22 protein-coding genes and 1 pseudogene are annotated in these 23885 nt (G+C 62.1%); 10 read left to right on the top strand and 13 right to left on the bottom strand.

Annotation, left to right across the window (positions count from 1 at the left end):
• The first annotated feature begins 74 nt into the window (after window positions 1–74).
• The gene (locus L995_RS06225) at window positions 75–2087 is read left to right on the top strand and encodes a TonB-dependent receptor domain-containing protein (RefSeq protein WP_047470218.1); all 2013 of its coding nucleotides are present in this window, start codon (window positions 75–77) and stop codon (window positions 2085–2087) included.
• Window positions 2088–2156: 69 nt separating this feature from the next.
• Here the strand turns inward: L995_RS06225 and L995_RS32825 are convergent, their stop codons facing one another.
• Together L995_RS32825 and L995_RS06230 are read right to left on the bottom strand one after the other, a co-directional pair.
• Window positions 2157–2546, bottom strand: a complete 390-nt coding sequence (locus L995_RS32825; protein WP_128422617.1) for a hypothetical protein — start codon at window positions 2544–2546, stop codon at window positions 2157–2159.
• 161 nt (window positions 2547–2707) lie between these two features.
• Window positions 2708–3607 carry a LysR family transcriptional regulator gene (locus tag L995_RS06230; RefSeq protein WP_047470222.1) on the bottom strand — a complete coding sequence of 300 codons (900 nt, stop codon included), beginning with the start codon at window positions 3605–3607 and terminating at the stop codon, window positions 2708–2710.
• A gap of 201 nt (window positions 3608–3808) precedes the next feature.
• On the opposite strand from L995_RS06230, the gene L995_RS06235 reads away from it, so the two are divergent.
• Window positions 3809–4420 carry a glutathione S-transferase family protein gene (locus tag L995_RS06235; RefSeq protein ID WP_047470225.1) on the top strand — a complete coding sequence of 204 codons (612 nt, stop codon included), beginning with the start codon at window positions 3809–3811 and terminating at the stop codon, window positions 4418–4420.
• A gap of 46 nt (window positions 4421–4466) precedes the next feature.
• A complete protein-coding gene (locus tag L995_RS06240) occupies window positions 4467–6542 on the top strand; it encodes an FAD-binding oxidoreductase (protein WP_047470227.1) in 2076 nt (691 codons plus the stop codon).
• An 86-nt stretch (window positions 6543–6628) separates the two neighbouring features.
• On the opposite strand, the gene L995_RS06245 is transcribed toward L995_RS06240, so the two are convergent.
• On the bottom strand, window positions 6629–7753 hold the full coding sequence (locus tag L995_RS06245; protein WP_231574365.1) for an AAA family ATPase: 1125 nt from the start codon (window positions 7751–7753) through the stop codon (window positions 6629–6631).
• A gap of 61 nt (window positions 7754–7814) precedes the next feature.
• Here L995_RS06245 and L995_RS06250 point away from each other — a divergent pair, with 61 nt between their 5' ends.
• The 4 genes from L995_RS06250 to L995_RS06265 all read left to right on the top strand — a co-directional run bounded on the left by L995_RS06250 (window position 7815) and on the right by L995_RS06265 (window position 10924).
• Entirely contained in the window at window positions 7815–8513 is a 699-nt protein-coding gene (locus L995_RS06250; RefSeq protein ID WP_047470254.1) for a hypothetical protein, read from the top strand.
• Between the two features lie 15 nt (window positions 8514–8528).
• Window positions 8529–8741 (top strand): hypothetical protein, encoded by a 213-nt coding sequence (locus L995_RS06255; protein ID WP_026062350.1) that lies wholly within the window; start codon window positions 8529–8531, stop codon window positions 8739–8741.
• Window positions 8742–8861: 120 nt separating this feature from the next.
• Window positions 8862–9326: a GNAT family N-acetyltransferase gene (locus L995_RS06260; RefSeq protein ID WP_047470234.1), complete on the top strand. Its 465-nt coding sequence runs from the start codon at window positions 8862–8864 to the stop codon at window positions 9324–9326.
• Window positions 9327–9757: 431 nt separating this feature from the next.
• The gene (locus L995_RS06265) at window positions 9758–10924 is read left to right on the top strand and encodes a hypothetical protein (protein WP_231574366.1); all 1167 of its coding nucleotides are present in this window, start codon (window positions 9758–9760) and stop codon (window positions 10922–10924) included.
• 27 nt (window positions 10925–10951) lie between these two features.
• On the opposite strand, the gene L995_RS34205 is transcribed toward L995_RS06265, so the two are convergent.
• Together L995_RS34205 and L995_RS33710 are read right to left on the bottom strand one after the other, a co-directional pair.
• On the bottom strand, window positions 10952–11131 hold the full coding sequence (locus L995_RS34205) for a hypothetical protein (RefSeq protein WP_231574367.1): 180 nt from the start codon (window positions 11129–11131) through the stop codon (window positions 10952–10954).
• Window positions 11132–11399: 268 nt separating this feature from the next.
• Complete coding sequence (locus L995_RS33710; RefSeq protein WP_197065111.1) at window positions 11400–11735, bottom strand: hypothetical protein; 336 nt, start codon at window positions 11733–11735, stop codon at window positions 11400–11402.
• Between the two features lie 314 nt (window positions 11736–12049).
• Here L995_RS33710 and L995_RS34210 point away from each other — a divergent pair.
• The 3 genes and pseudogenes from L995_RS34210 to L995_RS31335 all read left to right on the top strand — a co-directional run.
• A pseudogene (locus L995_RS34210) lies at window positions 12050–12283 on the top strand (hypothetical protein); the annotation flags it as partial.
• A 37-nt stretch (window positions 12284–12320) separates the two neighbouring features.
• Window positions 12321–12824 (top strand): hypothetical protein, encoded by a 504-nt coding sequence (locus tag L995_RS32835; RefSeq protein WP_156135997.1) that lies wholly within the window; start codon window positions 12321–12323, stop codon window positions 12822–12824.
• A 298-nt stretch (window positions 12825–13122) separates the two neighbouring features.
• Window positions 13123–13623, top strand: coding sequence for a hypothetical protein (locus L995_RS31335; RefSeq protein WP_231574372.1), 501 nt, complete (start codon window positions 13123–13125; stop codon window positions 13621–13623).
• A gap of 71 nt (window positions 13624–13694) precedes the next feature.
• Here the strand turns inward: L995_RS31335 and L995_RS06280 are convergent, their stop codons facing one another.
• The 8 genes from L995_RS06280 to L995_RS06315 form a co-directional block, all read right to left on the bottom strand.
• Entirely contained in the window at window positions 13695–15539 is a 1845-nt protein-coding gene (locus tag L995_RS06280) for an acyl-CoA dehydrogenase (RefSeq protein WP_047470260.1), read from the bottom strand.
• A gap of 108 nt (window positions 15540–15647) precedes the next feature.
• Window positions 15648–16823 carry an acetyl-CoA C-acyltransferase gene (locus L995_RS06285; protein WP_016446755.1) on the bottom strand — a complete coding sequence of 392 codons (1176 nt, stop codon included), beginning with the start codon at window positions 16821–16823 and terminating at the stop codon, window positions 15648–15650.
• A 59-nt stretch (window positions 16824–16882) separates the two neighbouring features.
• Complete coding sequence (locus L995_RS06290) at window positions 16883–18994, bottom strand: 3-hydroxyacyl-CoA dehydrogenase NAD-binding domain-containing protein (protein WP_047470241.1); 2112 nt, start codon at window positions 18992–18994, stop codon at window positions 16883–16885.
• Window positions 18995–19144: 150 nt separating this feature from the next.
• Complete coding sequence (locus L995_RS06295; RefSeq protein WP_016446753.1) at window positions 19145–19840, bottom strand: ABC transporter ATP-binding protein; 696 nt, start codon at window positions 19838–19840, stop codon at window positions 19145–19147.
• A gap of 10 nt (window positions 19841–19850) precedes the next feature.
• Window positions 19851–20678, bottom strand: coding sequence for an ABC transporter ATP-binding protein (locus L995_RS06300; RefSeq protein WP_047470244.1), 828 nt, complete (start codon window positions 20676–20678; stop codon window positions 19851–19853).
• A 3-nt stretch (window positions 20679–20681) separates the two neighbouring features.
• Window positions 20682–22046: a branched-chain amino acid ABC transporter permease gene (locus L995_RS06305; protein WP_016446752.1), complete on the bottom strand. Its 1365-nt coding sequence runs from the start codon at window positions 22044–22046 to the stop codon at window positions 20682–20684.
• A gap of 4 nt (window positions 22047–22050) precedes the next feature.
• A complete protein-coding gene (locus L995_RS06310) occupies window positions 22051–23004 on the bottom strand; it encodes a branched-chain amino acid ABC transporter permease (RefSeq protein ID WP_016446751.1) in 954 nt (317 codons plus the stop codon).
• Between the two features lie 52 nt (window positions 23005–23056).
• The coding region (locus L995_RS06315; RefSeq protein WP_231574368.1) for an ABC transporter substrate-binding protein at window positions 23057–23885 on the bottom strand (829 nt) is incomplete at its 5' end.

Genomic DNA, 23885 nt, shown 5'->3' on the forward strand with positions numbered 1-23885 from the left:
CCGCGTCGCCTGCCCGGCGGCGCGTGCCGTCGTGTACGGACAACCCCATTTTCAATAGCGACCGGAGCCAACCAGTGATCGACTCTTTCCTGCAGCCGGCCAGGGCCTGCACCCCTGCACACCCGCTCATCCTCATCGGCAAAGGCCTAGCCTGTCTGCTGACCGGCAGCACCGTGCTGCTGGCCCATGCACAGCAGGCGGCCGGCGAAGGCAAGCTGTCCGAAGTGGTGGTGACCGCCACAGGCTTCGAGCAATCGCTGGCCGACGCGCCTGCCTCCATCACCGTGGTGACAGCCAAGGAGCTGGAAGGCAAGCGCTACCGCGACGTGACCGATGCCCTGCTCGACATTCCAGGCGTCGCCATCGAGGGAGGTGCGGGCGGCAAGATCGAATCCACGCAGATCTATATCCGCGGCCTGGGCGAGGACTACACCCTGTTCCTGGTGGACGGCAAGCCCCTGGGCAGCTCCTCCCAGGCCTACTACAACGGCTTTGGCGGCGCGCAGCAGACAAGTTGGCTGCCACCCATGTCGGCCATCGAACGCATCGAGGTCATTCGCGGCCCCATGTCGTCGCTGTACGGATCCAGCGCGCTGGGCGGGGTGATCAACATCATCACCAAGAAGGTGTCCACGCAATGGACCGGCAGCGTCACCGTGGACGGAACGATGCAGGAAAACCCACAGGCCGGCAGCGAGGGCCAGCAGCGCTTCTACCTCAGCGGCCCGCTGGTACAGGACCGGCTGGGCCTGACACTGTACGGCTCGCGCTTCAAGCGTCATGAGGACCGGTTCACCGGCGGCTACGCCGCCCGCGAGAACCGCGACATCACCGCCAAGCTGGCCTGGAAACTCACCGGCAACCAGACCCTGGGCCTGCAGGCCACGCGCGGCACCGGGGACAACGAGCGCACGGCCCGCACGGGCGCCGCAGGCTCGGTGCAGAACGAACGCAACTACTACGCGCTGACGCATGACATCGAATGGGGCTCGCGCATCCGCACCAGCTCCTTCATCACGCGGGAGAACGTGCAGATCACCAATGGCGCCTACCAGTCCGAATACCGGGCCACCTACCTGCAGTCCAAGACCGTCGTGCCGCTGGACCGGCACATGGTCTCGTTCGGTGCCGAGTACAAGAACGAAGAGACTGCGCATGACGGCAGCCGCTTTCCGGGATCGCGCAACATCAACCTCGAACGCTGGCAGATGGCCCTGTTTGCCGAGGACGAATACTTCCTGACCGACCGCTTCTCCGTCGTGGGCGGCATACGCTACGACCGCAACCAGCACTACGGCAGCGAATGGATTCCGCGCCTGTACGGCATCTACCGACTGAGCAATGCACTGACCCTCAAGGGCGGCATCAGCGGCGGCTACAAGGCACCCACCCTCAAGCAGGCCGACGACAACATCGTGGAAATCGCTGCGCGTGGCGCGGCCTGGGACATGGGCAACAAAAACCTCAAGCCCGAGAAAAGCACCAACTACGAAATTGGCCTGAACTGGACGCCCGCGCAGGACGTTAACGCCAGCATCACCGCCTACCAAACCGACTTCAAGGACAAGATCAGCACGCAGACCATCTGCACCAGCCCCACCTCCGCCCCAGCCTGCGAATACAACGGCGAAGTGCGCTCGCGCATCAACCAGTACGTCAATGTCAGCTCGGCCACCATCAAGGGACTGGAGCTGGCCTACGGCATGCCCATCGCCCTGCCGCTGGGCCGAGGTCGGTTCAACACCTCGTACACCTTCACCTCCAGCGACGTGGCCAGCGGACCGGATGCCGGCAGGCCTCTCAACAACCTGCCCCGCCACATGCTCAATCTGGGCGCGGACTGGAACATCACAGGCCAGATCAAGCTCTGGGGCAAGGCCCGCTACAAAAGCAGGAGCATAGACGGCGGCACGGCCCAGCTACCCGCCTACACCCTGGTGGACATCGGCGCCAGCTACCAGGCAACGCCCAACATCCAGCTGTTCACGGGCCTGTACAACCTGCTGGACAAGACCGTGAACCTCGCCGACTACGGCAAGACGCTGGATGGACGGCGCTTGTATTTGGGGGTGACGGCGCAGTTTTGAGGGTAGCGGCATAGAAGACCGAGCTATTTCACCGCATCAGGTGGAGAAAGCTACGGGCACGAGTATTAATCAGTCCCAGACACTGGGAACGTGCAGGGTCTCGGCCTTTCTCGCCCTGGGAACCGGAATATATTTAGACAGGGCATCTTTTTCGCGCCGGACTTCATTGCAGGTGATTTCCGCGCTGCGGAAGATGCGCTTTCCCTGCGGACCACCGCTGGAGAAAGGCCTCACTTCAATGCGCACGCTTACGGTCTCAGGCATAGGAGACCCGTTTGCCGCTTCAGCGCCGCATAGCAGGTTCAGTTTTCTCTGAGCACTACTGTGAGATGAGTGACGAGAACTCTTGGTGGGATTGCCCTGGGCATCGAATCCGAGAACATTCCAGTCCAAAACCGGTTCAGCACGAACAAGGCATGCGCTGCACGCCACTAAAACAAAAGCAACAAGGGATTTCATGGTTCTATCGAGAAATTGCACAGGCTCTTAACGCCCATTCATCAATGGGCATTGAATGAAAGTGCCTGCCTGTAGAAAGATGACTAGCTGTCCGGATTATGCAGTGACTTCAATAGGCGGACTTGCCGCCAGTGTGCCGAGGAAAACCCAATCCGGGCCCGCTACCACTTCAACGCCGCCACCCGCAGCGCATCCACCGCCATATCGATGAACGCCCGCACCCGGTGCGCGGCATGGCGCCCTTCCCGGTGCACCACATGAATCGGTAGCGGTGGCCGCTCGAAGGGCTCCAGCACCAGGCGCAGTGCGCCGTCCTGCACGGGCTTGGCAATCTGGTAGAGCGGCAGGCGCGTGATGCCCTGCCCGGCCAGGGCGCAGTCCGCCGCAGCCTCGTTGGTCATGGACATGAGGCGCGGCTGCAGGCGCACGGCCAGGGCACGGTCGCCTTCGAGAAACCGCCATTCGGGTGTGGAGGTGAGGCCGGATGCGGTGATGGTGGTGTGCTGCGCAAGCTCCTCGGGCCGCTGGGGCACGCCGTGGCTGGCCAGGTATGCGGGCGAGGCGCATAGCACCTGCCGCACGCTGCCCACGCGGATGGCCTGCAGCGAGGAGTCGGGCAGATCGCCGATGCGCACGGCCACGTCCACGCCCTCGTCCACCAGGCTGACCACGCGGTCCACAAACCAGCAGTTGACGTCCACCTCGGGAAACCGGCCCAGGTAGTCGTGCACCACGGGCAGCACGTGCATGCGCCCGAAGTTCACGGGCGCCGTGAGCGTGAGCCGGCCACGCGGTGCGGCGTGGGCGCTGGCGGCATGCTCGTCGGCCTCTTCCAGCTCGGCCAGGATGCGGCGGCAGCTGTCGGCGTAGGCCGTGCCGGCCTCGGTCACGCGCACGAAGCGTGTGGTGCGCGTGAGCAAGCGCACGCCCAGGCGCTCCTCCAGGTCGGAAACCGCGCGCGTCACCACCGAAGGCGAGACCTTGAGCCGACGTGCGGCCGAGGCGAAGCCGCCCGTGTCCACCACTGCGAGAAATGCCGTCATGGACTGGAAGCGATCCATCTGTGCCTGCCTTGTCTGTGTCGTATGTCTGCCCGGCTGCGAGCGGCCCGCGCAGGACTGCCCAGGTTTGTGCCGGCGCTTTGTTCGCGTTCCCGCAAGAGTGACTTGCCGTCGCCGGGGATTCTAAAGATGCGGACGGAGAAGGAGGATACGTCCCGTGGCGCCGACAACCGGCGCCTTCACCACCCCCAAGGAACCGCAATGAAGCTCTACCACTTTCCCCTGTCCGGCCACGCCCATCGCGCCCGCCTCTTCCTTGGCCTGCTGGGCGTGGAGCATGAGTTGGTCCACGTGGACCTGGCCAACGGCGCGCAGAAGAAACCCGAATTCCTGGCGCTGAACCCGCTGGGCCAGGTGCCGGTGCTGGACGACAACGGCACGGTGATTGCCGACTCCAACGCCATCCTGGTCTACCTGGCGCGCAAGCTGGACCGCCAGGACTGGATGCCTCTGGGCGCACAGTCCGAGGCCGAGATCCAGAAATGGCTGAGCATCGCCGCCGGCCCCATTGCCTTCGGCCCGGCGGCGGCCCGGCTGGTCACGGTGTTCAAGGCCCCCTTCCAGGCCGAGGAAGTGATAGCCCGCGCCCACGCCATCCTCGGCAAGATCGAGGCGCAATTGACCACCCGCCCCTTCCTCACCGGCAGCGCGCCCACGATTGCCGACGTGGCCCTGTACAGCTACATCGCCAGCGCGCCCGAGGGCAATGTGGACCTGCAACCCTACCGCGAAGTGCGCGCCTGGCTGGGCCGCATCGAGGCGCTGCCGGGCTTCGTGGCATTCGCCCAGACACCGGCCGGCCTGCGGGCCTGAGTGCCTGAGCCACACCTCCCCTGAAACCCCGGCAAAGGAGCGCACCATGCACCCGCAACCCCTGCAAAACCCCGCCTCGCCCTGGCATGCGGGCGAACTGGCGATCCAGCAAAGCGTTGGCGTCGTGGGCCGCATGGACATGCCGGGCCGCAAGTTCCTGCGCCCCTTCCTGCTGGACCAGCACCGCGAGTTCTACCCGCTGCTGCATTTCGTGGTGCTGGGCAGCGTGGATGCGCAAGGCGACGCCTGGGCCACGGTACGGGTCGGCGAGCCGGGCTTCCTGCACTCTCCCGATCCATCGACCCTGCATGTGGCGGCGGGCCGTGATGCGGCCGACCCGGCCGAGCCGGGCCTGGCCGATGGCCATGCCGTGGGCCTGCTGGGCATGGACCCCATGACGCGCCGGCGCAACCGGCTCAACGGCACCGTGCGGCGCAAGACAGGCGTTGATGGGGCGGGCGTCTTCGACATCAGCGTTGTCCAGAGTTTCGGCAACTGCCCGCGCTATATCCAGAACCGCAGCGTCCGGTTCGTCCGGCCTGCGGACGAGCCCACGCAGGTGCCGGCGGTCGAACTGGCATCACTGGACCCGCGCGCGCAGGCACTGATTGCGCAGGCGGATACGTTCTACGTGGCGTCCTACGTTGATGGGGAGGATGGCCTGCGCCAGGTCGATGTCTCCCACCGTGGCGGCAAGCCGGGCTTTGTGCGGATCGACGCCGATGGAACGCTGACCATCCCCGACTTCTCGGGCAACCTGTTCTTCATGACCCTGGGCAACTTCCTGGTCAATCCCAAGGCGGGCCTGCTGTTCATCGACTCCGAAACCGGGGAAATGCTGCAGATGACGGGCGAGGCCAGCGTCATCCTTGACTCCCCGGAAATCGCCGCCTTCGAGGGCGCCGAGCGCCTGTGGACCTTCAAGCCCCGCCGCATCGTGCGCCGGCCCGACGCCCTGCCGCTGCGCTGGAGCATGGCGGCCGACGGCTGGTCGCCCCACCTGCAGATGACCGGAAGCTGGGCCGATGCCAGCCAGCGCCTGGCCGCCGCCCGGCTGGGGCGGCAGTGGCGACCGTTCCGGGTGGCGCAGGCCGTGGATGAGAGTTCCACCATCCGCTCGCTCTACCTGGAGCCGGCCGATGGCATGGCCACGGTGGCTCCCCTGGCCGGCCAGCACCTGCCGCTGCGCCTCACGCTGGCGGACGGCAGCCATCTGCAGCGCACCTATACGCTGTCGCTGGCGCCTTCGGACGGGCGCTTGCGCATCAGCGTCAAGAGGCAAGGCCGAGCATCCAGCCATCTGCATGGCCTGAAGCCCGGCGATCTGGTCGAGGCCCGCCCGCCCGCTGGCAGCTTCACCGCCGATGCGGCCCTGCGCCGCCCCGCCGTGCTGCTGGCCGCGGGCATAGGCATCACGCCCTTGCTGGCCATGCTGCGCCACATCGTCCACGAAGGCCGGCGCACCCGCAGCCTGCGGCCCACCTGGCTGTTCCAGGCGGCTCGCACGCGCAGCGAACGGGCCTTTGACACGGAGATTGCCGAACTGGTGAAGGCCGGCAATGCCGAGGTGCACTGGGTGCGCACGCTCAGCCAGCCCGGCACGGCAAAGGCCGGCCGCGACTACGACCATGAGGGCCACATCGACATGGCCCTGCTGAAAGCCACCCTGCCCTGGGACGACTACGACTTCTACCTCTGCGGCCCGGACGCCTTCATGCAGGCCACCTATGACGGCCTGCGCGAACGCAATGTGCCCGACGAGCGCATCCACGCAGAAGCCTTCGGTCCCTCGGCCCTGAAGCGCTCCATGGCCGGTGCAGCCCCCGCCGCCGAACTGCCGGCACCCGCCACGCAGCCTGTCCGCATCATCTTTGCCGACTCGGCCAAGGAAGCGCGCTGGAAGCCCGGCGACGGCAGCCTGCTCGAAGTGGCCGAGGCGCGAGGCCTGGAGCCCGCCTTCGGTTGCCGAGGGGGCAGTTGCGGCGACTGCCGCACGCGTGTGCTGCAGGGCGGGGTGACCTATGCCTCGCCACCCTCCTTCGCCGTACCCGCGGGCGAGGCCCTGATCTGCTGCGCCGTGCCTGCGCAGGGGACGGGGGAGGCTTTGCATCTGGCGTTGTGAGGAGCCTGTCTCTGCGCGCTTTCCACATCAGGACATACCGACGGCAAAAGGCACATCAGCGATTGCTGCCCAATGCTTGGCTGCATCTAGCTTTCTATCTGGACGAGTATCGATTCATCAAGCTCTATGACTTCAAACAGGCCCTGACCCCGCTCATAGACCTCCCCTGACAGGAACCGAACCACTTTCTGGCCGATGTGCATGCACATCTCCACGACAAAGCCATCTGCATCCCGGCGCATGTCTTTTATCCGCACAAGGCCCAAGGGCAACTCAGCCAGCAGTCGGTCACGGTAACCAATGGATGCAGGCACGCCAGGACCCGACTCAGACGCCTCTGGAGTCACAAGGTACAGGCCGTGAAACCCGCTGCCATCGTCGATACGGGAAAGCATTGACCAGACACGTCCGTCCACCAGTTGAATCCAAATCTCGATGAACTGGAGATAGGGCACCTGCGGATGGCTCCAGACTGCTTCGCCAGGTACCCAGCGCTGCCGACCTGATTCATCCATATCCCAGCGGCCGCCTTCGGCCAACGCCATCTCGCAAGCTCGCCAGCCCACAATCATCTGCTGGTCGAGATCCTGAAGGGACGGGAACTGGCGCTGCCCCATGGGTTGGATGGAGCTCCCGGGGGCCGGCTCGGTGTCGTCGATATGGACTACCGCGAACCCTTCCTGCTCACTCGGCGGCTCGAACATGGCAAACACGCTGCGAATGGCCTGCTCCGGCACTTGGTGATCGGCTCGCCGCTGCGTGTTCCTCCGCAAGGCGGTCTGCAAATCGGCTTTGAGCCAAATACAGACTACCGGCACCCCATGAGATCTGGCGATCTGAATGGCACGCTCACGATGCACCGTCTTCGGAAGGGCGGCATCAAAGAACACCGCATCACCACCCAACGCTGCGGCGTTCTGTTGAATCCAGCTGCTCTTGCCTGCAGCTTGCACCCCCACCACCACATAGAGCTTGGTCGCGGGCGAGCTGGCAGACAGTGCTTTGTCCAAGTCCCGGTACGCCAACTCCCATGCGGCAGCACTGCGTTCCGGGGTGAACAGGCGACCTTGTTCGGTTTCCAGATAGTGGTCTGGATTGATGTGCTTCGTGGTTTCCATGAATGACCAAGGCTTTATGGAGGAGCAATGTAACTGTGCGCCGCACCACACGGTCACCAGACAAACGGCGTTGCCAAGACCAATGGTCTTCATCGATACACTCGCTGCAATTCCGGCGCTGGCCATCTACACCGCAACTCCCAAGCCCCTGCCCATGAAACTCGCCGTCCACCTGCTACGCCTGCCGTCCTTGGTTCTTGCCTGCCACATCGGCGTAGCCAGTGCACAGCAAACCACACCATCACCGGGCACCTATGTCCGCAAAGGTGGGGGCGGCGATCTGGTGGTGCAGGCTGGCGGCAAGTTCCACATCCAGACCGTCGGTGCCAACGGCCATACCTGTGAGCTGGAAGGCACCATCACCAACGGCCGGGCCAGGATGGCGAATTCGGCCTGCGCCGTGGACTTCACGCCTGCAGGCCAGCGCGTCGGCGTCGACACGGCCACCGCCGAGGCATGCCGGGACTTCTGCGGCATGCGGGCCTGGTTTGGCGGCGATTACCTTCGGCCCACACCCGGCTGCACGGACAAGGCCATTGCCGCATCGCGCAGAAACTTCAAGCGCGCGTACGAAGCCAAGGACTACCGCCTGGCGCTGACCACGCTGGCGCCGGTGCTGCAGGACTGCGATGAGGTGCTGACCGGCGTTACCAAGGGCTGGCTGCGCAACGACCTGGCGCTGGCGCAGCTTCGCTCGGGCGATGCAGCCGCCTGCCGCGAGACCCTGGCGCCGCTGGCCGAGGAAGCTGCCAAGACGGATCAGGAACTGCGCGAGGCCTATCCACCCACCGATGCCGATGTGGTGCTGCCCATGCTCAAGGCTGCGCGCACCAATCTGCGCTTGTGCAGTTGAGGCGGTGCCATCGCCATGAAAGATCCCGCATCGCCCAACGCAGGAATCTCCGGGCATTTCCGGCGTGAGGCGAAGTGGATGCTGTGGGTGCTGGTGGTGCTGCCCTTGGCGCTGACAGCATTGGCGGTTTGGCTGGGTCCGCTGGTCCTGAACCATGTGGAGAGAAGCAAGTGCTTGGATGCGGGCATGCAGGCTTCCCAGGAAAAGCGCAAGTGCGAGCAACGATAGAGACAAGGAGCTGCCGCTCAAAGCCTGATCGAACCAAATCCCTGAAATACTGGCCTACTCTTGGCCCCTTTTTTGTTTGCACGACAGGGCCCTTCATCAGGGCCATGCACACGCCTTTACATGACCGATATCCGCCCCGCCCACTTTCCCGAAGACCTCGACGCCGTGGTCCGCATCTTCCGGGAATACGTGGCCAGCCCCACCGTGAGCCTGGACTTCCAGGACTTCGAGACCGAATTCGCCGCCCTGCCCGGCAAGTACGCCGCACCCGAAGGCTGCGTGCTGCTGGCCTGGAAAGACGGCCAGCCCGTAGGCTGCGCCGCCCTGCGCCAGGTGGATGCGCAGACGTGCGAGATGAAGCGTGTCTACGTGCGCCCCTCGGTACGCGGCGAGAACCTGGGACGGCGGCTGGTGGACGGCATCCTGGACGCTGCGCGGCAAGCAGGCTACACCCGCATCTGCCTGGACGTGCTGCCCGAGTTCCAGGCTGCGCAGCGGCTGTATGAGTCTCTGGGTTTTGTGGATGCACAGCCGGTGAGCTTCAATCCCGTGCCGGGCACGCGCTATCTGGGAATGGATCTTTGAGGCATGCGCCCTCCGGCAGGCAGCCTGCAGCGCCTGCACGGCTTCCGAGGCGCTGACACCCGGTCCCTGAATCCTCGTTTGCAGGCATCCCGTACGGTGGGTCCGTAGCCCATACCCCGGTTCAACAGCCTGCCCGCCAGCGCCGCGGCGATACGGACCACCTCTCCCCGCATCCTTCACCCGCAAATGCCCGTGGCCGAGCCGGGCAGCCTGCGCTTGTGCCCCTGCGAATACCGCCCACGGCGAATGGCGTTGCGGAGGACCAAACGCTCATCTGCAGCCTCTTTATTCACCGGGTATTTCAAACATGATTTTAGGAATTGTCCTAAGGACAATTCTGAAAATGATACGCGTGCGACTTCTTTGATTGACCTCGTGCAGGTCATGAAATCAAATGAGGACTCTTCGCACAGCAAACATCAGAAACCCGCTTGGACACTGACAGCGGATTATTCGTCTGCTTGCAATCACTCAACTCCGCCAAATTGCCTTCATTGATCAAGGCGCATTGGTTGGAATCTGCGATTCCCGTTTCCGATCCAGCGTCGCCATACACCATGCCAGCCTCCATTGCCGCCACCTTCTATCAGATCGGCTATGCCGACATGCTTGCTCGCCAAATGGAGCAGAAACAGATCGATGCCCTTGTGCTCACGCCACAGGAATACGCAGGCATATTGAACGATAAAGCGCGCCAGAACCCTCGCCTGGCAGCCACGCTGCATGCCATCCTGGCCCATAGTGCACTTGGGCAATACTGGACACAGACCGCCAGCCCCAATGCAGGCAAGCCCTGGGTCGCCCCCGCCTCCCTGATGGTCAGCGACGCATACCTGATCACCAAAACGCTGATTGCATTGGGCATTGCCGGTGCCCGCTCCTACATCAAGACAACCGCCACAGGCACCTATATCATCATCACGGGCTACGCCGGACTTCGCCGCCAACTGCTGCAAGGCACGCGATTTCTAACCACCAACCCGCGCATGGTCCAGATGGGCCTGGGCATTCGCGGTCTGCAGAATGTGGCCAAGGGCGGGTTTCTTCTGGGCCTGGTGGTGGGCGCCGGGATAGAGACACTGGACTTCATCTTCAATGACGAGAAGACCATGCATGATCTTGTGGGTGGGATTGGGGTGGAGGCGGTGAAAGCAGGACTGGGAACACTTGCTGGGATAGTGGCTGCCACCATAACCGCTGGAATGACGACGGTGGCAGTGATGCCGCTCTTTGCCATGGCTGTAGCCGTACTCATCACCAGCTTTGCGCTCAACCAAGCTGATACATATTGGCGAGTCAAAGAAAATGTCGTAAACGCTATGAAAGCCCTGCCCGAAAGAACAGCAACAGGCCTCTATCAAATCAACACACAATCCATCGCATGGAAAAAAATTCAGAAAAAGAAAATGAACAAGAAAAAGAAGATATTTACTGCGCCCCAGCGACAGATACCAACAATCTCCTGTGCAAAATATCTAGATAAAATAAAATCAATCAAAGAAGATGAAGAATCGCACAATCACAAACAGAAGAAACTCCATATGGGGAATTCCATTCCTAATACTTATATTCATTATCAATGCTCTCATTTGCATTAATGATACGCTTCCTAATATTAGAGACCTTCACAACAATGAAGCAATTGTAAAGATAGTCCCAATCACACCACTACTAATATCTTCACTTCCAACACCATTGATTCTCTTATTAACGATGGTCGCAAATGCAATTCCTTGCAAAGAAAGAGTATTGAAAATAATGGAGCGCATTTTGATAATTATGCTGTCCATTAATTTCGCGAGCATAGTAATTTCATTTATTATATTAATTCCATTGCAGCACTATGCAATGCCAAAGCTTGGATATACAAATTGCAGCATTCTAAAGGACCATCCAACCATTTATTTCACAGACTGGGTCAAAAACCCCGCATGGTGCGTTCGCGGAAAATCCAGGGAATGGGTCAAAGATCAGGCCAGGCTGACCGGCAGCTCTGAAATGAATCCATGAGATAAAAAAGTGAAGACCGCTATAAACTTAATGAGTGTTCCACAGAAATTTTCAAAAATGAATTTATGTGCTACACAAATCGCAAAAACTAATAAATAAAATGTTAGACGCAAAAGAAATATGGAAAACATTGATTTGGGGCATCCCTTTAGATGTTTTCATTTTTATTCTTTGCATTTGGTACATTAAGCATGCAATATTTAATGATATCAAAGATCTTATTGAATTATCAGCATCAATAAGAATAACACCCGGAGCACCAGTCGTAGCATATTTCCCTGTAATATTGGCAGTCGGTCTAATTTCCTCATTATCCAAGGCAATACCATGCAAAACATCAATTTTAAAGGTAACCGAACGCAGCTTTAACGCAACCATGCTGGTAGGATTAATAATCACGGCTTCTTGCCTTGCCCTCATAACTCCCTTGCAATACTATGCAATGCCCAAGCTTGGCTATACGCGCTGCAATATCCTGGAAGGGCATCCCAACATATATTTCACAGACTGGGTCAAAAACCCCGAATGGTGTGTTCGCGGAAAATCCAGAGAGTGGGTCAAGGATCAGGCCCTGCTGACCGGCAGTTCTGAAATAAATCCATAAGATATAAAAGTGAAGACCGCTTGGTCTGCGACTTTGATGTCCCTCTTTTCAGGCAGATGCTTTGCCTGCTTGCGCAAAATGCCTTTTCGCTATCACTAGCCGCTTTTGACTTCGCCACCAGCTGCTGCAAGGCACGCGATTCCTTGCCGCCAATCCGCGCATGGTCCAGATGGGCCTTGGCATTCGCGGTCTGCAGAATGTGGCCAAGGGCGGTTTTCTTCTGAGCCTGGTGGTGGGTGCCGGGATAGAGACCGTGGACTTCATCTTTAATGACGAGAAGACCATGCATGATCTTGTGGGCGAGATTGGCGCGGAGGCAGTCAAGGCGGGATTAGCAACAATATATTATGCAAAGTAAGCTATAGAAGATGAGAAAAACAATGCATGATATTCAACGCATCAGAAAAAATGCCTATCTTGGTATAGTGCTGACCAGTCTGACATTATTAGCCTGCGGCTTCTTCATCAACGAAGAAATTATAATAACAACCCATGAAATCAAAGCACTGGCGCCGGTCGTTCGAATATGGCCAATGGCACCTTTTTCGGTTTTTTGCGTACCATTTCTCTTATCATCGATTTTTCTATATATCGTAAAAGCCATTCCTTGCAGGCAACGTGTGCAAACAAAGATAGAAAGCATATTAATCAAATCACTTATTCTATGCTTCATCTCGGCATTATTCTGTCTTTTATTTTTAGTCCCGCTTCAATATCAGGCAATGCCAAAACTCGGTTACACCCACTGCAACCTTCTACAAGGCCATCCAAATATTTACTTCTCAGACTGGGTCAAAAAACCCGAATGGTGCGTTCGCGGAAAATCCAGAGAGTGGGTCAAGGAGCAAGCCCTGCTGACAGGCAATTCTGAAATAAATCCATGAGATAGAAAAGTGGGGACCGCTTGGTCTTCGCGTTTGATATGCCTCTTCTCAGGCAGGTGCTTTGCCTTCTTGCACAGAATGCCTTTTCGCTGTCACTAGCCGCTCTTGAATCCGCCGCCGCCAGTTGCTGCAAGGCACGCGATTTCTTGATGCCAACCCGCGCATGGTCCAGATGGGCCTGGGTATTAGCAGTCTGCAGAATGTGGCCAAGGGCGGGTTTCTTCTGAGCCTGGTGGTGGGCGCCGGGATAGAGACCTTGGACTTCATCTTCAATGACGAGAAGACCATACAAATAAATATGAGAGACATAAAAAACATTCGAAGATCTGCAATATTTGTAATACCCATCAGCATTCTATTATCCGTCGGATGTTTCTGGTTTTCCTTTATGGAAACAATCCCGATGCTGAAAGACATAAATGCTCTCGCGCCAACCATAAGAATCATGCCGGGCGCACCAACAATCTTCATGACTCCTTTCGTTTTTATTACGTTAGCACTGGTATCGGTGCTGAATTCCATCCCCTGCAACGACAATATTCTACGAAAATCCGATAAAGCACTATCAATAATTTTCGCCCTTGGAATTTCTTCAGCACTGGTTTCTTTGATATTTATTACTCCGCTGCAGTACTATGCGATGCCTAAGCTGGGCTATACACGTTGCAATATTCTGGAAGGGCATCCCACCATATATTTCACAGACTGGGTCAAAAAGCCCGAATGGTGCGTTCGCGGAAAATCCAGGGAGTGGGTCTTGGAGCAAGCCAGGCTCGCCAGCGGTCCTGAAAATCCCTGAAATAAAAAAAAGCGCAGACCACATGGTCCGCGCTTTTTTTGCATCCTCCGGCAGCCGTGCTGCCAACTCCCTCAGAACGCCTCTTCACTCATCTGCGCGCAAGTCATGTCGCGCTCACGCACGACTTTGAGCCAGGCGCCGATCTTCGGCAGTTCGTAGCCGAAGAAGTAGCGCATGGCGGCCATGCGGCCAGCGTTGGCGGGGGCGGTCAGGCCCGGGTCTTTGTCCAGCACGGCCAGGGACACGTCCAGCCAGGTCCAGGCCAGTACCGTGTGGCCGAAGGCCTGCATGTAGGGCACGGCATTGGCCAGGGCCTGTTGCGGGTCGTCGGTGGCCCATGCGGCCTTGGTGGTGGCGCCGACTTCCTGCAGCGCCTTGGCCAGTTCATTGGCATGGCCAGCCAGTTCGGGCCGGGCCATGGCGCGCTGGATGGTGTCGTTGAGGCGCGTGGCCAGCAGCTGCAGGCCCTTGCCGCCTTCCATGAGCACCTTGCGGCCCAGCAGGTCCATGGCCTGGATGCCGTGCGTGCCTTCGTGGATCATGTTCAGGCGGTTGTCGCGCCAGTATTGCTCCACGGGGAAGTCGCGCGTGTAGCCGTAGCCGCCGTGGATCTGGATGGCCAGGGAGTTGGCCTCCAGGCAGAACTCGCTGGGCCAGCTCTTGGAGATGGGCGTCAGCACTTCCAGCAGTAGCCGGGCCTCGGCCACGGATTCGGGCGTGCCGGTGTGCTGCTCATCGACCAGGCGCGCGCAGAACAGGTTCAGCGCCAGCGCGCCTTCGCAATAGGACTTCTGCGCCAGCAGCATGCGCTTGACGTCGGCGTGCTCGATGATGCGCGACTGGGGCCGCGTGGCATCCTTGCCGGCTGCACCCGGCGCCCCCTTGATCGGCCGGCCCTGCGGGCGGTTCTGCGCGTAGTCCAGGCTGGCGTGGTAGCCTGCCATTCCCAGCATGGTGGCGGCCATGCCGATGGAGATGCGGGCCTCGTTCATCATGTGGAACATGCATTTGAGGCCCTCGCCGGGCTTGCCGACCAGGTAGCCCACGGCCCCGGCGCCGCCGCGCACGGGAAAGCGCCCTTCCCCGAAGTTCAGCAGCGTGTTGGTGGTGCCGCGCCAGCCCAGCTTGTGGTTGAGGCCGGCCAGGGCCACGTCGTTGCGCTCGCCGGTCAGCTGGCCTTCGGTGTCCACGAGCTTCTTGGGCACGATGAACAGCGAGATGCCCTTGACGCCGGGCACGGGCTTGCCGTCCGGCCCCGGGATCTTGGCCAGCACGAGGTGGACGATGTTCTCGGTCAGCTCATGATCGCCCGCGCTGATCCACATCTTGTTGCCCTTGAGGCGGTAGCGCGGGCCCAGCGCATCGCTCTCGAAGTCGGCGCCATCGGGCTCGGCGCGGGTGGCGATATCGCTCAGCGAGGAACCGGCCTGGGGCTCGGACAGGCACATGGTGCCGGCCCAGCGGCCGTTGAATTCGTTGGCGGCGAAGACCTGTTTTTGCATGTCCGTGCCGTGGGCCATGATGGCGTTGGCATTGCCCGAGGTCAGCATGTTGGAGCCGATGCTGATGGAGGCCGCCGCGAAGAAGCTGTTGGCCGCCGCCTCCACGGTGTAGGGCAGCTGCATGCCGCCGATGTCGTAGTCCTGGGCGGCGCTGAGCATGCCCGAGTCGGCATAGGCCTGGCGCGCATCGTGGGTGCACCGGGGCAGGATGACTTTCTCGCCGTCGAACTGCGGCTCCTGCGTGTCCACGGTGCGGTTGAAGGGGGCGTATTTCTCGCGGGCGATGCGCTCGCAGGTGTCGAGCACGGCATCGAAGGTGTCGCGCGAATGGTCGGCAAAGCGCTCGCGCTCGCCCAGCGCATCGGCGCGCAGCCATTCATAGAGCAGGAAATCGATGGTGGAACGCAGGCGCATGGTGGGGTCCGGAATCAAAAAAGAAGCCGCAGGCGCCGCCAGAGGGAGCGCGTGCGGCCAACAGGAGTAACGGGAACAGGCGGTGGCGGCCGCAGCCGCCACCTGTACTTACAGCACTTCGAACACGCCGGCGGCACCCATGCCGCCGCCGATGCACATGGTCACGCAGACACGCTTGGCACCGCGGCGCTTGCCTTCGATCAGGGCATGGCCCGTCAGGCGCTGACCCGACACGCCATAGGGATGACCCAGGGCAATGGCGCCGCCGTTGACATTGAGGCGATCGTTGGGGATGCCCAGCTTGTCCCGGCAGTACAGCACCTGCACGGCAAAGGCTTCATTGAGCTCCCACAGGTCGATGTCCTGCACCGTCAGGCCCAGCTTCTTGAGCACCTTGGGCACGGCGAAGACGGGGCCGATGCCCATTTCGTCAGGCTCGCAGCCGGCGACGGCAAAGCCCAGGAAGCGGCCGATGGGCTTGAGGTTGTTGCGCGATGCATAGTCCTCGCTCACCACCACGCAGGCGCCTGCGCCGTCGGAGAACTGGCTGGCATTGCCGGCCGAGATCACACCGCCCGGCAGCGCGGGGCGGATGCCCGAGATGCCTTCCTTGGTCGTGCCCTCGCGCACGCCCTCGTCCTTGCTGCAGGTCACTTCCTTGGTGATCAGGCCGCGCACCTTGTCGGCCACGCCCATGGTCACGGTGATGGGGGCGATCTCGGCATCCAGCAGGCCGGCGGCCTGGGCCGCGCAGGCCTTTTGCTGGCTGGCGGCGCCGTATTCGTCCATGGCGTCACGGCCGATGCCGTAGCGCTTGGCGACCTGTTCGGCGGTCTGCAGCATGCTCCAGTAGATCTCGGGCTTTTGCTTGGCCAGGGCCAGGTCCTGGATCATGTGCAGGTTCATTTCCTGCTGCACGCAGGAGATGGATTCCACGCCGCCGGCCACGTAGACATCGCCCTCGCCCGCGATGATGCGCTGCGATGCGGTGGCAATGGTCTGCAGGCCCGAGGAGCAGAAGCGGTTGATGGTCATGCCCGACGCGGTGATGGGCAGGCCGGCCTTGAGCGCGATCTGGCGCGCGATGTTCATGCCGGTGGCGCCTTCGGGGTTGGCGCAGCCCATGATCACGTCATCGACGGCGGCGGGGTCAACGCCTGCGCGCTGCACGGCGTGCTGCACGGCATGGCCGCCCAGCGTGGCGCCATGGGTCATGTTGAAGGCACCCTTCCAGCTCTTGGCCAGGGGGGTGCGGGCGGTGGAAACGATCACGGCGGATGTCATGGATATTCCTTGTATGGCGGGTTTGCGGTGGTTCGCAAAAAGTTCGTGCGCCGCACGTCTCAGCTGAATTGCTTGCCTTCGGCCGCCAGCTTCGCCAGCAGCGGCGCGGGCTGCCAGAACTGGGCATCGTCGTTGGGGTTCCTGGCGAAGCGGTTCATGGCCTGGACCACGTTGAACAGCCCGACCTCGCCCGCGTAGTGCATGGGGCCGCCGCGCCAGATGGGAAAGCCGTAGCCGGTCAGGTAGACCATGTCGATATCGCCCGACTTGCCGGCGATGCCGTCTTCCAGGATGTGGGCGCCTTCGTTGACCAGGGCGAAGACCAGGCGCTGGACGATTTCCTCATCGGAGATCTTGCGCGGGGTGATGCCCAGCTCCTTGCGATGCGACTCGATCATCTGGTTGACCAGCTCGGACGGGATGGCGTCGCGCTTGCCCGCCTGGTAGTCGTACCAGCCCGCACCGGTCTTCTGGCCGAAGCGGCCCAGCTCGCACAGCTTATCGGCCGTGCGGCTGTACTTCATGTCGGCGCGCTCGACGGCGCGGCGCTTGCGGATGGCCCAGCCGATGTCGTTGCCGGCCAGATCGCCCATGCGGAACGGGCCCATGGCGAAGCCGAACTTCTCGATCGCCTTGTCCACCTGGGCGGGCGTGGCGCCTTCGTCCAGCAGGAATCCGGCCTGGCGCGAGTATTGCTCGATCATGCGGTTGCCGATGAAGCCGTCGCACACGCCCGAGACCACGGCGGTCTTCTTGATCTTCTTGGCCAGCTTCATCACGGTGGCCAGCACGTCCTTGGCGGTGTGCTTGCCGCGCACCACTTCCAGCAGCTTCATCACGTTGGCGGGGCTGAAGAAGTGCATGCCCACCACGTCCTGCGGGCGCTTGGTGAAGGCGGCGATCTTGTCCACATCCAGCGTGGAGGTGTTGGAGGCCAGGATGGCACCAGGCTTGGCCACCTCGTCCAGTTGCTTGAACACGGTTTCCTTGACGCCCAACTCCTCGAACACGGCCTCGATGATGAGGTCGGCGTTCTTGAGCGCGTCATACGACAGCGTGGTGCTCAGCAGGGCCATGCGCTGGTCGTACTTTTCCTGGGTGAGCTTGCCCTTCTTGACCTGGGCTTCGTAGTTCTTGCGGATGGTGGCCACGCCACGGTCCAGCGCTTCCTGCTTAGTCTCCAGAATGGTCACGGGGATGCCCGCGTTCAGGAAGTTCATGGAGATGCCGCCGCCCATGGTGCCGGCACCGATGACGCCCACGGTCTTGATGTCACGCACTGGCGTGTCCGAGGGCACGTCGGCGATCTTGGAGGCCGCGCGCTCGGCCATGAACAGGTGGCGCAGTGCGCGCGACTCGGGCGACCACATCAGTTGCATGAAGGCTTCGCGCTCCAGAGCCATGCCTTCGTCGAACTTCTTGCGCGCGGCGTTCTCCACCGTGTCCACGCAGCGGGCCGGGGCCGGGTAGTTCTTGGCCATGCCCTTGACCATGTTGCGTGCGAACTGGAAGTAGGCGTCGCCCTGAGGATGCTTGCAAGGCAGGTCGCGCACGCGCGGCAGCGGACCACCCGCCGCGTGCTTGTCGGCCACTTCCAACGCAAAGGCCTTGGCCTCGTCCAGCAGGGACTCGGGCGAGGCGGCCATCTTGTCGAACAGCTTCTGGCCGGGGATGGAGGCCAGCAGCTCGCTCTTGACCGGCTCGCCGCTGACGATCATGTTCAGCGCGGTCTCCACGCCCAGCACGCGCGGCAGGCGCTGCGTGCCGCCTGCACCGGGCAACAGGCCCAGCTTGACTTCAGGCAGGGCCACCAGGGTGCCGGGAGCAGCCACGCGGTAGTTGCAGCCCAGCGCCAGCTCCAGCCCGCCGCCCATGCAGACGGTATGGATGGCGGCCACCACGGGCTTGCTGCCCTGGTCCAGGGAGTTGATCAGCGAGACCAGGTGCGGCTCGCGATACGCCTCTTCCTTGCCGAACTCGTTGATATCGGCACCGCCCGAAAAAGCCTTGCCGGCACCCGTGATGACGATGGCCTTGACGGCCGGGTCGGAATAGGCCTTGTCCAGCCCCTCGACGATGCCCCGCCGCGTGGATAGTCCCAGGCCGTTGACCGGCGGATTGTTCAAGGTGATGACGGCGATGGCACCGTCCACTTTGTATTCAGCAGTCATGCTGTTGTCCCCTATGCGATAGAAAAAGAACGATCGTGCGATTTTGATTGTAAAAAAAACGCGGGCCGGCGCCACTGCGGTTTGTCCCAAGCGGGACAAGCGCCGTGGTCCGGGCCGCCTGCCGGGCAGCATGCCCAGCCTTGTACGGCATCAGACCTCCAGCCACTCCTTGCGCACCTTCTGATCGGCGCGCAGCCCGTCGGGCGTGCCGTCGAAGACGATGCGCCCATGACCCATGACCAGGGCTCGGTCCGAGATGCTCATGGCAATGGTGAGCTTTTGCTCGATCAGCAGCACGGACACGCCGCGCTGCTTGATCTTTTGCAGGTACTCGCCCACCAGCTCGACGATCTTGGGAGCCAGGCCCTCGGTGGGCTCGTCGATGATGATCAGGTCCGGGTCGCCCATCAGCGTGCGGCACAAGGTCAGCATCTGCTGCTCGCCGCCCGACATCACACCGGCCTCGGTGTGCTGGCGCTCCTTCAGGCGCGGGAACATGGCGTACATGTCGTCGAAGCCCCAGCGGCTGTCCCGGCCCTTGCCCTTCTGTCCCAGCAGCAGGTTCTGGTGCACGGTGAGATTGGGGAACACGTCGCGGCTCTCGGGCACGTAGCCCAGGCCCAGGTGAGCGATCTCGTAGGCCTTTCTGCCAGTCAGGCTCTGGCCCTTCCACTCCAGCGCGCCCTCCCAGTGCACCAGTCCCATGATGGCCTTGGCCGTGGTGGAGCGGCCCGAGCCATTGCGCCCCAGCAGCGCGACGATCTCGCCGGGCTGTACGGAAAATTCCACGCCATGCAGCACATGGCTTTTGCCGTAGTAGGCATGCAGGTTGTTGATGTTCAGCATCCGCATTTCCTCAATGTGCACCAGCTTGTTGATCCGCCACGGACGAGCCCAGGTAGGCCTCCTGCACGCGCGGATTGGCACGCACGGCCTCGGGCGTGTCGTAGGCGATGACTTCGCCGTAGACCACGACGGCGATCTTGTCGGCCAGGCCGAAGACCACGCCCATGTCGTGCTCCACGGTCAGCAGCGTCTTGCCTTCGGTGACCTTCTTGATCAGCTGGATGAAGTGGGCCGTCTCGCTGTTGCTCATGCCGGCCGTGGGTTCGTCCAGCAGGATGACGCCGGCGCCGCCGCCGATGGTGATGCCGATCTCCAGCGCGCGCTGCTCGGCATAGGTGAGGTTCACCGCCAGCGTGTCGCGCTTTCTGTGCAGGCCGATCATCTCCATCAGCTCATCGGCGCGGGCGTTGGCATCGCGCAGCTTGGACAGGAAGCGCCAGCAGCTGTAGCGGTAGCCCAGGCTCCACAGCACGCTGCAGCGCAGGTTCTCGAACACGCTGAGCTTGGGAAAGATGTTGGTGATCTGGAAACTGCGCGACAGCCCCATGCGGTTGATTTCATAGGGCTTCTTGCCGTCGATGCGCTGGCCGTTGAGCAGCACCTGGCCGCTGGTGGGCTCGAAGCGGCCGCTGATCAGGTTGAACAGCGTGCTCTTGCCCGCGCCGTTGGGGCCGATGATGGCCACGCGCTCGCCCGGCTTCACGGCCAGTTGGGCGCCGCGGATGATCTCGGCCTTGCCGAAGCGCTTGTACAGGTCGCGCAGCTCCAGCGCGTAGGTGGCCTCGCCGGTCGCGGCAGGGGCGGCAGTGCCTGGTCGTTCGATTGCAATGCTGGACATGGTTCAGCCCTCCCCGCGCTTGATGGCTTCTTCGATCTCTTCCTGGATACGCTCCCAGCGCCGCAGGCACCAGCGCCGGGCCACTTCCAGCAGGCCCAGGCCCACGACGAAGACGGCAACGGCCAGAGTCCAGGTGGAGGCCGAGCTGGTATCGAGCTGCACGCCCATGAACGAGACCTGGGAACCCAGGGCCGCGTTGAGCTGCAGGTGGTAGATCATCTCGACGATGGCGGCGCCGCCCACGATCATGACCAGGGCGCTGGCGGCGATGGCCAGGTAGGGCTGGGCCAGCCGGCGCCATTTGCCGAAGCGCGCCACGCGCAGGTTCATCATGATCAGGCTGGCAACGCCACCGGGCGCATACATGACCATCAGCAGGAACACCAGGCCCAGGTACAGCAGCCAGGCCTTGGTCAGCTCCGACAGCAGCACCGAGGCCAGCACCAGCAGCACGGCGCCGATGATGGGTCCGAAGAAGAAGGTGGCACCGCCCAGGAAGGTGAACAGCAGGTACGAGCCCGAGCGCATGACGCTCACGCTGTCCATGGCCGTGATGATCTCGAAGTTGATGGCCGCAAGCCCCCCGCCCACGCCCGCGAAGAAGCCCGCGATGATGAAGGCGAAGTAGCGCACGCGCTGCGTGTTGTAGCCCACGAACTCCACGCGCTCGGGGTTGTCGCGCACGGCGTTGAGCATGCGCCCCAGCGGCGTGCCCGTGAAGGCGAACATGGCGGCCGTGCAGACGAAGCAGTAGGCGGCGATCAGGTAGTACACCTCCATGCCCGAGCCGAAGGTCAGCCCGAAGAAGGGCTTGCCGTAGACGCGGTCGGTGGTGATGCCGCCCTCGCCCCCGAAGAACTCGGGGAACATCAGCGCCATGGACGCCACCAGCTCGCCGATGCCCATGGTGATCATGGCGAAGGTGGTGCCCGACTTCTTGGTGGTCACATAGCCCAGCAGGGCCGCGAAGAACATGCCGCCCAGGCCGCCGATGACGGGAATCAGCACCAGCGGAATGCCCCAGTCGCCGGAGCTGGCCCGGTTCATCGCATGGATGGCGATGAACGAGCCCAGCCCCGTGTAGACCGCATGGCCGAAGCTCAGCATGCCGCCCTGCCCCAGCAGGATGTTGTAGGACAGGCAGATGATGATGAGGTAGCCGATCTGGCTGAGCATGGTCAGCGCCAGGCTGCTGGTGAACACCAGCGGCGCGACGATCAGCGCCAGGGCGAAGGCGCCCCAGATCAGGATGCGGCCGATGTTGAGCGGCTGGAAGCTGTAGTGGCGCCCCGCGCCCGCAGCCCCTGAAGCGCCCGAAGCGCCTTTTGCGGCAGTGGATGTCATGGTCGTTTTGGTGATCGAGGACATGGTGTCAATCTCCCCGCGTGCCCAGGAGGCCCTTGGGCCGGAAGATGAGGATCAGCACCAGGAACAGGTAGGGCAGGATGGGCGCGACCTGGGAAATGGTGAGCTTGAGCAGCGGCCAGCCGAAGGTCTGTTCGCCGACCGGGCTGCCCAGCGAGGCCAGCAGGCTGGCCAGCGACCAGTCGATGGCCACGGCAAAGGTCTGCACGACGCCGATCAGCAGCGAGGCCACGAAGGCCCCTGCCAGCGAGCCCATGCCGCCGACCACCACCACCACGAAGATGATGGAGCCGACCGACATGGCCATGGCCGGCTCGGTCACATACGTGTTGCCGCCGATCACGCCGGCCAGCCCCGCCAGCGCGCAGCCGCCGCCGAACACCATCATGAACACGCGCGGCACGTTGTGGCCCAGCGCCTCCACCATCTCGGGGTTCTTGAGCGCGGCCTGGATGACCAGGCCGATGCGCGTGCGCGTCAGCAGCAGCCAGACGGCCACCAGCATCAGCATTGCCACCAGCATCACGAAGGAGCGCGAGCGCGGGAACTGCGTGCCGTACAGCGTGAACAGCGGGCCCTGCAGCGCGGGCGGCAGGCCGTAGGGCACGGTGCCCCGGCCCCAGACCAGCTGCACCACCTCGAGGATGAGGTAGGACAGGCCGAAGGTCACGAGCAGTTCTGGCACATGGCCGTACTTGTGCACGCGGCGCAGGCTGTAGCGCTCGAACATGGCGCCCAGCGCGCCCACCAGCAGGGGCGCAACGAACAGCGCGCCCCAGAAGCCGATGATGCCGCTGAGCGTGTAGCCGAAGTACGCGCCCAGCATGTAGAAGCTGGTGTGGGCGAAGTTGAGCACGCCCATCATGCTGAAGATCAGCGTCAGCCCCGAGCTGAGCATGAACAGCAGCAGTCCATAGCTCACGCCGTTGAGCAGCGATATGGTGAAGAACTCAAGCGTCATCGAAAGGCCTTGGTTTCGGTGCGTTGGGGACAGGAAGCGGTGCGTGCCGGTCTCAGGACGGGCGCTTCATCTGGCAGGACGTGGGCGTGCTGGCCACGTAGGGCTCGTAGTACTTCACCGGGGCGAAGGTGTAGCCCGTGTTCTCGGCGTCATAGGGGTTCTTGCCGCCGGCCTTTTCCCAGCGCGTGATGTACAGGCCCTGCTGCAGCTGGTGGTCGGTCTTGCGCATCTCCACTTCGCCGTTGAAGCTCTTGAGCTTCATGCCCTCCAGCGCGGCGGCCACCTTGACGGGGTCGGTGCCGCCGGTCTTGGCAAAGGCCGCATCCAGCAGCGCGAACACGTGGTAGATCGAGCTTTGCGTGAGGTCGTCGTTCATCTTCTTCTTGAACTCGGCCATCAGCGGCTGGATGGCCCCCCCCATGTTGTAGTGGCCGTAGCCCACGGTGTAGACCTTGCCGTCGGACGCCGCGCCCATGGCCGTGGGCGAGCCCGAGCCGAAGGCGTAGTAGGTGTAGAACTTGACGTTGTTCAGGCCCGCGTCATTGGCCGCCTTGAGCAGCAGCGACAGGTCAGAGCCCCAGTTGCCCGTGATCACCGTATCGGCGCCCGATTGCTTGATCTTGGCGATGTAGGGTGCGAAGTCGCGCACCTGGGCCAGCGGCGCGAAGTCATCGCCCACCACCTGCACGTCGGGCCGCTTGGCCTTGAGCATTTCCTTGGCGTACTTGGAGACCTGCTGGCCGTGCGAGTAGTTCTGGTTGATCAGGTAGACCTTCTTGACCTCCGGCACGTCCTTCATATAGGTCGTCAGCGCTTCCATCTTCATGGAGGTGTCCGCATCCAGGCGGAAGTGCCAGTAGCTGCACTTGCTGTTGGTCAGG

This window comes from Delftia sp. ZNC0008, assembly GCF_000799035.1.
GTDB classification, from domain to species: Bacteria; Pseudomonadota; Gammaproteobacteria; order Burkholderiales; family Burkholderiaceae_C; genus Comamonas; species Comamonas tsuruhatensis.